The following is a 12659-nucleotide window of genomic DNA, read 5'->3' as shown; positions in this document are numbered from 1 at the left end:
TTCCATGCAGCGCTTATGGCAGCACTGACTCATATCTCGCTGAATATTATTTTATTTCTGCTTTCAGCGGACGACTCCTGAGCGCGTACTTGATTCTGGTCAGGCCATCTTTTACTTAAGAAAAGAGAGCAGGTTTTATGGCAAGTACATTGGTAATGAACGATGCAACCCGCTCGTGGAGCGGACTGCGCAAAAATCTCATCGCGAAAGTGGCACTCAGCTTTTCGGATTTAATTGCACTGAACCTGGCATTATTTTTATCCGCGGCCACCGTCCAGGGTATTTGGGGAGAACTGGACAGTTTTATTCCGCCGCAGCAAATTGAATACCGCTTTGTCGCACAGTTAGGCCTGTCAGTGCTGTGCACGGCCTGGTTCTGGGTGCGTATGCGCCACTACACCTACCGCAAACCGTTCTGGTTTGAGCTGAAAGAAATCGTCAAAACGCTGTTTGTGTTTTCGCTGCTGGATCTGGCGCTGATTGCCTTTTCCAAATGGGACTTCTCGCGCATGGTGTGGGTGTTTAGCTGGACCTATGCCCTGCTGCTGCTGCCGCTGATGCGCGCCGGCGTGAAGCGTGCCATCAATCGCGCTGGCCAGTGGCAGAAAGAGACCATTATCATCGGCTCCGGTAAAAACGCCATGGAAGCCTACGCAGCGCTGCAGAGCGAGGAGATTCTGGGCTATAACGTGCAGGCGTTTATCTCGCTGGATGATGAGCCTCACCAGGAAAGTGTTAACGGCGTGCCGGTTATTACCTGGAAAGACATCAACTGGCAAACCATGGACCGTGACAACACGCAATTTATCGTCGCCACCGAATTTGAACAGCAGGTGGTGCGCGATAAATGGCTGAAGTTTCTGTCCAAGATGAAATGCCGCTCAATTTCGGTTATCCCTACGCTGCGCGGTGTGCCGCTGTATGGCACCGATATGTCATTTATCTTCAGCCATGAAGTGATGATCCTGCGCGTCAGTAACAACCTGGCGAAACGCTCCTCGCGTTTCCTCAAGCGCACTTTCGACGTGGTGGTTGCCTCACTGCTGCTGCTGTTTCTTGCCCCGGTGTTCGGTCTGCTGTGCTGGATGGTGAAGCGCGATGGCGGTAACGCTATTTACGGCCACGAGCGCGTCGGTCAGGATGGCGTGAAGTTTAAGTGCCTGAAGTTCCGTTCAATGGTGACCAACTCGCAGGAAGTGCTGCAGAATCTGCTGGCCACCAGTGCCGAAGCGCGCGCTGAGTGGGATCGTGATTTCAAACTGAAGAATGATCCGCGCATCACCAAAATCGGTGGCTTCCTGCGTAAGACCAGCCTGGATGAACTGCCCCAGCTGTGGAACGTGATTCGTGGCGAAATGAGTCTGGTGGGACCGCGTCCGGTGATTGAAGCTGAGCTGGAACGCTACGCGGGCGATGTCGACTACTATCTGATGGCCAAACCGGGCATGACCGGTCTGTGGCAGGTCAGCGGGCGTAACGATATTGACTACGACACGCGCGTCTATTTTGACTCCTGGTACGTGAAGAACTGGGCGCTGTGGACCGACATCGCCATTCTGTTCAAAACCGCTGGCGTGGTGCTGCGCCGCGACGGTGCTTACTGATACCCTCGACGCGATGTCTGCGCCGTCCCGGCAGACATCGCCTTTTCGTTTTAGCCCTTTCTTTTTGGTCGCAGACTCATTACCCTTCTCGCCTGTTTAACAGGACGTTACTGGTTCGTAATGCAAAAGTTTACCCTACTCCTTTTGAGCCTGGTGCTGCTGGCACCGCTGGGCATCGATCTCTACCTCCCCACGCTGCCGCAGATTGCCGAAGGTCTTAACAGCCCGGTCAGTCTGATCCAGACCACCATTCCGCTGTTTTTGCTGGTGATGGGTATAGGTCAGCTGGTCACCGGTCCGCTGGTGGATAATTTTGGCCGTAAGCCGATCGCGCTGATCGGCCTCGCGCTTTACATCATCGGCAGCGCAGTGGCCGCAACCGCCACCGTGTGGCCGGTGTTCTTCCTGGCGCGCCTGATTCAGGGCTGCGCGGTATGCTGTAGCGCGGTGGTGGCATTTAGCGGCGTGCGCGATCGGCTGAGCGGCGATGCCGCGGCGCGCGCTTATGGTTTCCTCAATGGCGCGCTGAACATCGTGCCGGCGCTGGCACCGCTGCTCGGCGGTATTCTGGCGGAAGCCTATGGCTGGCGTGCGCCCTTCTGGTTCCTGTGCGGTTATGCGCTGGTGATTGCCATTATTGTGGTGGTCGCACTGCCGGAAACGCGTCCGGCGAACACGCTGCGCGTTAAAGGGCTGCCACTGGCGCAGTATGCTGCCATCGCCCGGCAGCCGCGCTTTCTCGCTTTCGCCTTTGCCAACGCGGGCGCGCTCGGCATGGTGCTGACCTACGTTTCGCTGGCGCCGCACGTGTTGATGACCGAAGGTGGCCTGACGCCGCTGCAGTTCTCCTTTGCCTTTGGTGCCAATGGTTTCTGGATCATGCTGGTGAGTGCCTTTGTTAATAAAACCATTCGCAAGGCGGGCCGCCCGTTTTGTCTCGCCATGGGGTTTGTCACCATGCTGCTCGGTGCGCTGCTGCTGGTGGCGGGGATGACGCTGTTACCTGCGGCCTGGCAAACCCACTGGTCGCTGTACATGATTCCGGTGGCGATCTCGGTGGCCGGCCTGGCCTTCACCGTCGGTCCGGCCACCAGCTATGCGCTGGAGCCCTATCAGCAGCAGGCGGGTGTGGCGTCGGCGCTGCAGGGATTTATTCAGATGGCGGGCGGTGCGGGCGGCAGCCTGGCGATGGTGGCGCTGCCGGTGGCGGAGAAATCAGCGTTAGCGCTGATGATGCTGGTGGGTGCAGCGCTGGCGCTGATCGCCTGGCGCTGCAGTAAGAACATGCGTGGTACAGTGACAGCGCTTAACTAAGCGTGACCGGGACGCGCGGCGCGAGCGCGCACATCAGCTCGTAGCCTACCGTTCCGGCGGCTTTCGCCACCTCATCAATTTTCACCTCGTTGCCCCACAGCTCCACGCGCGATCCGATACCCGCCTGCGGGCAGGGTTCGAGGTCAATCATCATCATGTCCATTGAGATCGCCCCGAGCGTTTGCGTGCGGATGCCATCAACGCTGACTGGCGTACCGGTTGGCGCATGGCGCGGATAGCCGTCAGCATAGCCACAGGCCACAATACCGATACGCTGTGGCGCGGCCGCGTGGTAACGATAACCGTAGCCAACGCCCTCGCCGGCACTGATCTGCTGTATGCCAATAATTTCACTGCTGAGCGTCATGACCGGCTGCAGACCGGTACTGGCGATATCCTGCCAGTCGCCGCTCGGTGACGCGCCATAAAGAATAATGCCGGGCCGCACCCAGTCAAAATGCGCCTGCGGATGCCACAGCGTGGTCGCGGAGTTGGCAAGCGAACGCGGACAGTTTAGCCCTTCCGCCGCCTGTTCGACGCGCTGCATCGGCTCCACCAGCCCCTGCGGGTTTTCCGCATCGGCAAAGTGCGCCATCAGCGTCATTTCCCCCACGTTGGGCAACGCACGCAGCTTGTGCCAGGCCGCCTGCGCCTGTTCCGGACGAAAACCGAGACGGTTCATGCCGCTGTTGATCTTCAGATAAACATCGACTGGCGCCGACAGCTGCGCCTTCGCCAGCGCCTGAATCTGCCAGTTACTATGTACGCTGGTGGTCAGGCGATAGCGATCGATCAGCGTCAGGTCATCGGCGTGAAAGAAGCCTTCCAGCAGCAGAATTGGCTTTTTCCAGCCCTGCTCGCGCAGCAGGATCGCCTCTTCCATATTCAGCAGCGCGAAACCGTCGGTCTCCGCCAGACTCTGCCATACGCGGGCAATGCCGTGGCCGTAGGCATTGGCCTTCACCACCGACCAGACGCGCGCGTGCGGTGCCGCCTGACGCACAATCGCCAGATTGTGGCGCAGCGCCTGTTGATTAATGGTGGCACCCGTAGGACGTGACATGTTTTTACTCTCCCTGAAGTATCAGCGCGTCGCGCTGGCATTACGCAGCGGCGATGCCGGGGCCGCAAAGCCCGGCAGATAACGCAGCACAGACAAGTCGTCGGCGGCGATGGCCGGTTTACGTCCCGAAATCAGATCGGCCAGCAACTGGCCGGAACCACAGGCCATCGTCCAGCCCAGCGTACCGTGCCCGGTGTTCAGCCAGAGATTGGTCAGCGGCGTGCGCCCGACAATGGGCGTGCCATCCGGCGTCATCGGGCGCAGTCCGGTCCAGAACGTAGCCTGTTCAACATACCCGCCTTCAGGATAGAGATCGCGGACCACCATCTCCAGCGTTTCACGTCGTGCCGGCAACAGTTTGGTGTTAAAACCAACGATTTCGGCCATGCCACCGACGCGAATGCGGTCATCAAAGCGTGTCACCGCCACTTTATAGGTCTCATCCAGAATGGTGGAAACCGGCGCGCCCTGCGGATCTTTGATCGGGATAGTCAGGGAATAGCCTTTCAGCGGATAGACCGGAATCGACACGATGTCTTTCAGCAGCGCCGTGGAGTAAGAGCCAAACGCCACAACGTAAGCATCGGCTTTGATGACCTCATCGCCGCACTTCACGCCATAGATGCGATTGCCTTCGCGCAACAGCTGATCCACTGACGTGTCGTAACGGAAAGTGACGCCGGCTGCGGCTGCCATTGCCGCCAGCCGCTGGGTAAACAGCTGGCAGTCACCGGTTTCGTCATTCGGCAGGCGCAGGCCGCCGGTCAGCTTGTGCGCGGTACCTGCCAGCGCCGGCTCTACGCTGTGCAGCTGATGCGCTTCCAGCAGCTCATAAGGCACACCCGCTTCACGCAGCACCGCGATGTCTTTGCTGGCGCTGTCAAACTGTTGCTGCGTGCGGAACAGCTGCAAAGTGCCGCCCTGGCGCCCTTCATAGACGATGCCGGTGCTGCTGCGCAGTGCCTTCAGGCAGTCGCGGCTGTATTCGGCGATGCGCACCATACGGCCCTTGTTTTCCTGGTAGTGACGCATGTCGCAGTTGCGCAGCATATTCCACATCCACTCCAGCTGGAACTTGCTGCCGTCAAGTCGCACCGCCAGCGGTGCGTGTTTCTGAAACATCCACTTTACCGCCTTGAGCGGTACACCGGGCGCCGCCCAGGGTGCCGCATAGCCGGGCGAAATCTGCCCGGCATTGCCGGCACTGGTTTCCAACGCCGCGCCGGGCTGGCGATCGATTACGGTGACGTCATGCCCCGCCTGCGCCAGATACCACGCACTGGCTACCCCTACGACACCACTACCCAGAATGACTACGCGCATAAGCCCCTCATCGAGAAAAGCATAATTAACTGATATCACCATCGGGTTTAGCATAACCCGATGGCTGAACTGATATTACATTCGACCCTTTCATTTCACATGTTTTTCACTTAACTGCACACTGAAATCATGCGGTCGCGCCAAAATCAGAGTTTTTTGTGCCTTAAAAGCGTTAACCAGCGAATTATTATGCGAAAGGCAGAGCATCTCACTTTTTTCAGGAGAAAGCGCCGCAGTCATATCGCGCGCTTATAAACAGGATTTAATGCTGCAATTTATCACTCAGATAACACATCACCTTATTAGCTACCAAAGCACGCCTATTATGATGATTTTGTACCAAAAGAATTCGATTGAGTTCCCGCATCGGATAAGCGACAGTGGACTATCATTGAAGTGTTCGCTCAGTTTTTTTGGGCTGTCTTTCTCAGGATGAAGCCTTAAACGATCGTGACAGGTGACACTCTGTTGCCTGCCGCTTGCAAAACAGAGGTGCGCTATGACGACAATGTTTGACGAGCCAACCCGCAACAGCAAACGACTCAGTGACGGTCCCGACTGGACCTTTGAACTGCTTGATGTCTACCTGGCGGAGATCGACCGCGTGGCCAAAAGCTATGGGCTCGATACCTACCCGCACCAAATTGAAGTGATCACCTCCGAGCAGATGATGGATGCGTACTCCAGCGTGGGGATGCCCATCAATTATGCCCACTGGTCGTTCGGCAAGAAGTTCATCGAAACCGAGCAGCGCTACAAACACGGTCAGCAGGGACTGGCGTATGAAATCGTCATTAACTCGAATCCCTGTATCGCTTACCTGATGGAAGAGAACACCATGACCATGCAGGCGCTGGTGATGGCGCACGCCTGCTATGGCCACAACTCTTTCTTCAAAAACAACTACCTGTTCCGCAGCTGGACCGATGCCAGCTCGATTGTCGATTACCTGCTGTTCGCGCGTAACTACATTTCTGATTGCGAAGAGCGTTATGGCGTGGAAGAGGTCGAGCGGCTGCTGGACTCCTGTCATGCGCTGATGAACTATGGCGTCGATCGCTATAAACGCCCGCAAAAGATTTCGCTGCAGGAAGAGAAAGCGCGGCAGAAAAGCCGGGAAGAGTATCTGCAGAGCCAGGTCAATACGCTGTGGCGCACCCTGCCACGCAAAGAGAAAGAGTTTACTCAGGTCGAGGCGGCGCGCTATCCCTCTGAGCCGCAGGAAAACCTGCTGTACTTTATGGAAAAGAACGCGCCACTGCTGGAGTCGTGGCAGCGTGAAGTGCTGCGCATTGTGCGTAAAGTCAGCCAGTATTTTTACCCGCAGAAACAGACCCAGGTGATGAATGAAGGCTGGGCGACCTTCTGGCACTACACCATCCTGAATCACCTGTACGATGAGGGCAAAGTGTCGGAACGCTTTATGATGGAGTTCCTGCACAGTCATACCAACGTGGTGTATCAGCCGCCGTATAGCAGCCAGTGGTATAACGGTATCAACCCGTATGCGCTGGGCTTTGCCATGTTCCAGGACATCAAGCGCATCTGTCAGTCGCCAACCGAGGAAGATCGCTACTGGTTCCCGGACATCGCCGGCTCCGACTGGCTGAAGACGCTACATTTCGCCATGCGCGAATTTAAAGACGAGAGCTTCATCAGTCAGTTCCTGTCGCCGAAAGTGATGCGGGATTTCCGTCTGTTTACGGTGATGGACGACGATCGCAATAACTATCTTGAGATTGCCGCCATTCATGATGAGGCGGGATATCGTGCGATTCGTCAGCAGCTGTCGGCGCAGTACAATCTGAGCAATCTGGAGCCGAATATCCAGGTGTACAACGTTGACCTGCGCGGTGACCGTTCGCTGACGCTGCGCTATGTGCCGCAGCAGCGCGCCCCGCTCGATAAGAGCCGTCGCGATGTGCTGAAGCATGTGCATCGGCTGTGGGGTTTTGATGTCAATCTGGAACAGCAGAACGAAGATGGCAGCGTGGAGCTGCTGGATCGCTGTCCGGCGCGCGGACCGGCGCTTTGAGAGGAAGATAAAACGCGCAGGGTTGCGCTGGACCTGCCGCATCGGCTGCTGCCGGGCCAGGTCCTCGCGCCGCTACGCGGTACCTGCGGCGTTTACGTTACGCCTTACGGACCGGCCGGTATCGGTCATCCTGACCGGCCCGGCCTGATTCCCGCTTCCCACGGGAATCTCCTGGCGCAACGTAAAAGCCTCAGCGCTGCGGATTGCCCTTGCATCAGCCGACGCGTCAGGTCAGTCAAAATTGTGCCCGGCTAAAACCGTACCTGGCAGGGCAAACTTAACGCTTACTGCTCAAATCATCCGGCATGCTTTTCTGCATACTGTGCCAGATTTCACCGCTGCGGCGGCCGTAGTTACGCACGCTGTCGACGATCTGATCCTGCGTCGGCTGTTTGCCACACAGATCCGCCAGCTGACGATAAAAGTTACGCGCCAGTTCACGCGCTTCCGGATTTGAGAAGTAATGGCGGCCAACGCGGGTGTACAGCCCTTTCAGACCGTTGAGAATCAGGCCGTAAATCGGGTTGCCGGAAGCAAAGGCCAGGCCGCGAAACACGCGGTAATCCAGCTCGGTATAGGCTTCAGCCTGATCTTCCTCGCTCAGCGCACTCTCCAGCACTTCACGCGCCTTATCCGGATGATGGCGCAGCGCGCGACTGATAAAGATCGACGCGATATTGGTGCGCACTGACAGCAGGTTATCAATTAACTGCGGCACACTGTCGTGGTCAAGACGGGCGAGCGTTTCGAGGATATTAAGACCAGACGTTTCCCAGAAATCATTGACGCGGGTGGGTTTACCATGCTGAATGGTCAGCCAGCCATCACGAGCCAGCCGCTGCAGCACTTCACGCAGAGTGGTGCGGGTCACGCCGATCAGTTCAGAAAGCTCACGTTCAGCAGGAAGAATCGATCCCGGCGGAAAACGGCTGTTCCAGATGCTTTCAATTATGTACTCTTCAGCGAATCCTGCAGGGCTCTGTGCCTTAATCACCATAGCATTTATTTCTCGTTGCTTTCTTTGTCGTAATGGCACTCATCATACCAGAGGGGTCATAGCGGAAATAGCCTGCCAGCGGATTAAAAGCGCGCGCTGGCGCAAAATTCAGCCGCTGCGCAGCGAAAAAAGCCGTGGGTTACGCTGCGCTTGCGTGGGCGCTTTTGATGCCGTGTGCTAAAAGCCACGATTTTTTGGCGTGGATCAGGGATAAGTCATTTTTATACATGATTTTTTCCCCCTGCCTGGCTGGCACGGGTACGCTTTTGGTTTACACTGCGATGCATTAACGGCTACGGGAAAAGCAATATGTTGCGATACTTGAATCAATGCTCACGCGGACGCGGTGCCTGGTTATTAATGGCCCTGACCGCCCTGGTTTTTGAACTGGTTGCGCTGTTCTTTCAGCACGTGATGGGACTGCAACCCTGCGTAATGTGTATCTATGAGCGTTGTGCGCTGTTTGGCGTCATGGGCGCCGGCCTGGTGGGTGCAATTGCGCCTAAAACGCCGCTGCGCTGGGCAGGCATTGCCATCTGGCTCTACAGCGCTTATGAAGGGGTACGCCTCTCTTATGAGCACACCATGATTCAGCTGCATCCCAACCCGTTTGTGACCTGCGATTTTGCTGCTCGCTTCCCGAGCTGGCTGCCGCTGGATAAATGGCTGCCGGCGGTATTTGTCGCCAGCGGTGACTGCGCCGAACGCGGATGGACTTTCCTGACCTGGAGCATGCCGCAGTGGATGATCGTGATTTTTGCCGCTTATCTGCTGGTGGGCATTCTGGTGCTGATTGCGCAACCGTTCAAAGCAAAACGTCGCGATCTGTTTGGTCGCTGATTCCCAGTCAAACTAAGTCTCAGACAAAACAGGCAGCCGCGGCTGCCTGTTGCGTTATCAGCCGTTCCGATCCGGCCGGTCAATAATGTGTTCTTCCCAGTCGCGCACTTCACTCTCGCGCACCGCGATGTATCGCACCGAAATACGCTGAGCATGCATCGCCTTCTTCGACCCGGCAATCAGCGGGTGCCACGCTGGCAGCGTTTTACCCTCCCCCAACAGCCGGTAAGCGCAGGTGCGCGGCAGCCAGTTAAAGGTGGTGAGATTCTCGCGCGTCAGCTTAATGCAATCTTCTTCGTACTCGAAGCGACGCTCATAATTGCGGCACTGACAGGTCTTAATGTTGAGCTGATTGCAGGCGACGTTGGTAAAGTAAATCTCATCGGTATCCGCATCCTGCAACTTATTCAGACAGCACTGTCCACAGCCGTCGCACAGCGATTCCCACTCTGCGTCGTTCATTTGGTCCAGGCGTTTGGTCTGCCAGAAAGGTTGGTCGGTCATGATAGCGGTCCGGGTTGAGCAACAAGACCGCACCTTATAAAGCTTCAGGTGCGGTGATGCAAGTATTACAGTACGCGGGTGCTGATACCGTGACCAGCCAGCGACACTTCCAGCTTATCGCCGGAGCGCAGCGGGCCCACGCCTTCAGGCGTACCGGTCAGCACCACGTCACCGGCGCGCAGCGTAAAGTACTGGCTCATGTAAGCAATCAGCGGCAGAACTTTGTGGATCATATCTGCCGTAGTGCCGTGCTGGCGCACCTCGCCGTTAATGACCAGTTTGAGTTCGGCATCCTGCGGATCGACGCTGAATTCAGCCGCCGGGATAAACCCTGACAGCGGACAGGAGTTATCGAAACTCTTGGCGCGCTCCCATGGCTGACCGGCTTTCTTAAACCCGGCCTGCAAATCGCGCAGCGTTAAATCCAGCGCGACGCCATAACCGGCAATCGCTTTCGCCACGTGCTCTTCACTGGCCTGCTTCAGGGTAGCGCCAATCAGCACCGCCAGCTCCACTTCATGATGCACCTCACCAAAGCTGGCCGGGATCGACAGTGGCTGCCGCAAATCGCACACCGCGGTTTCCGGTTTGATAAACACCACCGGCTCACTCGGGGTGGCGCTGCCCATCTCTTTAATATGCTTTGCATAGTTGCTGCCGACGCACACCACTTTGCTGACCGGATAATCCAACAGCGCGCCCTGCCAGTTACGATGCTGATACATGCTAATCCCCTGCTTGAGTTGTGTTAGGTGCCAGCCGCGCTGGCGAAGATGTCTCATCAGCCGCCGGAACGTGGCAGGCTGCTGAGCACTATATTAGCGGGTTTATCGCGGCGCACGTGACGGAAAGCGGCAAAAGCCGTTCCCCTGTTCATCAGGTCCGCCGCTTAAGACAACGATTATTGCCCACAATAATGGGTTAAGGTGAGCAATTAAATTAATGCCGAAGCACTGATTATATTTACAGGATATATTTTTACAGATGAATCTGAATTAAACTTTTTTACCCTGTTCAAGATGAATGTTGAGCAGACTTTCAACCGGCGGTGGGATCTGCAAATAATAACCTTGTTCGCTTAAACCCTGCTTCACTTTATTGATGTCAGCGTTGGCCAGCCTGTCGCGCTGGTCGAGGGACAGCACCATCGCCAGCTGCGGTTTGCCAAAGCCGCGCAGCAGTTCTTCCGGGACGCGCGAAAAATCGTCTTTTTTTTCTACATACAGATAAGTCTGGTCACGTTGCGGGCTTCTATAGATCACACAAAACATATTTTTTACTCGAATTAACTAAGGGCGTCACTTGCCTGAATATAGCAGTAACTATAACATGCTTGCAGAACTTCGAATATTGACCCGCGGATGTTAATGACGATTTTATCGGCGTTTACTTCAGGGTCGTAAAACAGGACTGAGTCAGGACAGATGTCGCAATCGCCAATCGAATTCAAGGGCAGCAGTTTTACCCTGTCAGTTGTTCATCTGCACCATTCGCAACCCGAGGTGATTCGTCAGGCGCTGCAGGACAAAATCGACCAGGCCCCGGCTTTTTTGCACAACGCGCCGGTGGTGCTGAACGTGTCAGCCCTGAACGGTGACATCAACTGGAAGCAGATGCAGCAGGCCGTCAGTGCCACCGGCTTACGCATTGTGGGCGTGAGCGGCTGTAAAGATGAAGCCCTGAAAAAGATGATTGCCCGCGCTGGCCTGCCGGTGCTGTCAGAGGGTAAAGAGAACCGCAAACGCGCTGATGCGCCCGCGCCGGAGCCGGAAGCGGTCGCGCCACCGGTCAGCGAACCGGCCAGCAAAACGCGTATCATCAATACGCCAGTGCGTTCCGGTCAGCAGATTTACGCGCGCAACGCCGATTTGATCGTCACCAGCAGCGTCAGCGCCGGTGCCGAACTGGTGGCAGACGGCAACATTCATATTTACGGCATGATGCGCGGCCGCGCGCTGGCCGGTGCCAGCGGCGATCGCGACTGCCAGATTTTTTGCACCAACCTGTCAGCAGAGTTGGTCTCCATTGCCGGCGAATACTGGATCATGGACCAGATCCCGGCGGAATTCTTTGGTAAAGCCGCGCGCCTGTGCCTTAAAGAGGGCGCGCTCACCATCCAGACACTTAATTAGGCCCCTTTTCTTTCGTTAAGGAAATCAACATTTATGGCACGCATCATTGTAGTTACATCGGGTAAAGGGGGCGTTGGCAAGACCACGTCAAGCGCGGCCATCGCCACAGGGTTAGCGCAGAAAGGCAAAAAAACCGTGGTGATCGATTTCGATATCGGTCTGCGTAACCTCGACCTGATCATGGGCTGTGAACGCCGCGTGGTGTATGACTTTGTCAACGTTATCCAGGGCGATGCGACGCTGAATCAGGCACTGATTCGCGACAAGCGCACCGAGCAGCTTTATATTCTGCCCGCCTCACAAACCCGTGATAAAGATGCCCTGACCCGCGAAGGCGTGGAAAAAGTGCTGAACGACCTGGCGGCAATGGACTTCGATTTTATCGTCTGCGACTCGCCGGCCGGTATCGAAACCGGTGCGCTGATGGCGCTGTACTTCGCGGATGAAGCAATCATTACCACCAACCCGGAAGTCTCTTCCGTGCGTGACTCAGACCGTATTCTCGGCATCATCTCGTCGAAATCACGTCGCGCTGAAAACAGCGAAGATCCGGTAAAAGAGCACCTGTTACTGACCCGCTATAACCCGGGACGCGTAACGCGTGGCGACATGCTGAGCATGGAAGACGTGCTGGAAATCCTGCGCATTCCTCTGGTGGGCGTGATTCCGGAAGATCAGTCGGTGCTGCGCGCGTCTAACCAGGGTGAGCCCGTGATCCTCGATGCAAACTCTGACGCCGGTAAAGCTTACGCTGATACCGTAGATCGCCTGCTTGGCGAAGAACGCCCCTTCCGCTTTATCGAAGAAGAGAAGAAGGGTTTCCTGAAACGCCTGTTCGGGGGATAAC

General features: G+C 56.3%; 12 protein-coding genes. 6 read left to right on the top strand and 6 right to left on the bottom strand.

What is annotated here, in order from left to right:
- The first annotated feature begins 137 nt into the window (after positions 1 to 137).
- Positions 138 to 1604: an undecaprenyl-phosphate galactose phosphotransferase WbaP gene (wbaP, locus tag AC6I7J_RS09220; RefSeq protein ID WP_058757724.1), complete on the top strand. Its 1467-nt coding sequence runs from the start codon at positions 138 to 140 to the stop codon at positions 1602 to 1604.
- Between the two features lie 120 nt (positions 1605 to 1724).
- The gene (locus tag AC6I7J_RS09215; protein ID WP_338671086.1) at positions 1725 to 2918 is read left to right on the top strand and encodes a multidrug effflux MFS transporter; all 1194 of its coding nucleotides are present in this window, start codon (positions 1725 to 1727) and stop codon (positions 2916 to 2918) included.
- Here AC6I7J_RS09215 and dadX read toward each other — a convergent pair.
- On the bottom strand, positions 2911 to 3981 hold the full coding sequence (gene dadX, locus AC6I7J_RS09210) for a catabolic alanine racemase DadX (RefSeq protein ID WP_058774602.1): 1071 nt from the start codon (positions 3979 to 3981) through the stop codon (positions 2911 to 2913). The two genes, AC6I7J_RS09215 and dadX, sit on opposite strands and share 8 nt — an antisense overlap.
- 21 nt (positions 3982 to 4002) lie before the next feature.
- A complete protein-coding gene (locus AC6I7J_RS09205) occupies positions 4003 to 5304 on the bottom strand; it encodes a D-amino acid dehydrogenase (RefSeq protein WP_498007187.1) in 1302 nt (433 codons plus the stop codon).
- Between the two features lie 499 nt (positions 5305 to 5803).
- On the opposite strand from AC6I7J_RS09205, the gene AC6I7J_RS09200 reads away from it, so the two are divergent.
- On the top strand, positions 5804 to 7339 hold the full coding sequence (locus AC6I7J_RS09200) for a SpoVR family protein (protein WP_498007186.1): 1536 nt from the start codon (positions 5804 to 5806) through the stop codon (positions 7337 to 7339).
- A 277-nt stretch (positions 7340 to 7616) separates the two neighbouring features.
- Here the strand turns inward: AC6I7J_RS09200 and fadR are convergent, their stop codons facing one another.
- A complete protein-coding gene (gene fadR / locus AC6I7J_RS09195) occupies positions 7617 to 8336 on the bottom strand; it encodes a fatty acid metabolism transcriptional regulator FadR (protein WP_058757728.1) in 720 nt (239 codons plus the stop codon).
- Positions 8337 to 8645: 309 nt separating this feature from the next.
- Between fadR and dsbB the strand changes: the two genes are divergently transcribed.
- Positions 8646 to 9176 (top strand): disulfide bond formation protein DsbB, encoded by a 531-nt coding sequence (gene dsbB, locus AC6I7J_RS09190; RefSeq protein WP_498007185.1) that lies wholly within the window; start codon positions 8646 to 8648, stop codon positions 9174 to 9176.
- 57 nt (positions 9177 to 9233) lie between these two features.
- On the opposite strand, the gene ycgN is transcribed toward dsbB, so the two are convergent.
- From ycgN to AC6I7J_RS09175, 3 genes are all read right to left on the bottom strand, one after another.
- The gene (ycgN, locus tag AC6I7J_RS09185) at positions 9234 to 9680 is read right to left on the bottom strand and encodes a cysteine cluster protein YcgN (RefSeq protein WP_021510046.1); all 447 of its coding nucleotides are present in this window, start codon (positions 9678 to 9680) and stop codon (positions 9234 to 9236) included.
- Positions 9681 to 9745: 65 nt separating this feature from the next.
- The gene (locus AC6I7J_RS09180) at positions 9746 to 10405 is read right to left on the bottom strand and encodes a fumarylacetoacetate hydrolase family protein (RefSeq protein WP_498007184.1); all 660 of its coding nucleotides are present in this window, start codon (positions 10403 to 10405) and stop codon (positions 9746 to 9748) included.
- 270 nt (positions 10406 to 10675) lie between these two features.
- A complete protein-coding gene (locus AC6I7J_RS09175; protein WP_021510044.1) occupies positions 10676 to 10951 on the bottom strand; it encodes a YcgL domain-containing protein in 276 nt (91 codons plus the stop codon).
- Between the two features lie 153 nt (positions 10952 to 11104).
- On the opposite strand from AC6I7J_RS09175, the gene minC reads away from it, so the two are divergent.
- Together minC and minD are read left to right on the top strand one after the other, a co-directional pair.
- Positions 11105 to 11812: a septum site-determining protein MinC gene (minC, locus tag AC6I7J_RS09170; RefSeq protein WP_021510043.1), complete on the top strand. Its 708-nt coding sequence runs from the start codon at positions 11105 to 11107 to the stop codon at positions 11810 to 11812.
- 33 nt (positions 11813 to 11845) lie between these two features.
- The gene (gene minD, locus AC6I7J_RS09165) at positions 11846 to 12658 is read left to right on the top strand and encodes a septum site-determining protein MinD (protein ID WP_211726126.1); all 813 of its coding nucleotides are present in this window, start codon (positions 11846 to 11848) and stop codon (positions 12656 to 12658) included.
- Position 12659: the final 1 nt, after the last annotated feature.

The sequence above is a fragment of the Type-C symbiont of Plautia stali genome, assembly GCF_059730935.1.
The sequence above is the reverse complement of the archived record's forward strand: the minus strand, read 5'-3'. Positions and strand labels throughout refer to the sequence as shown.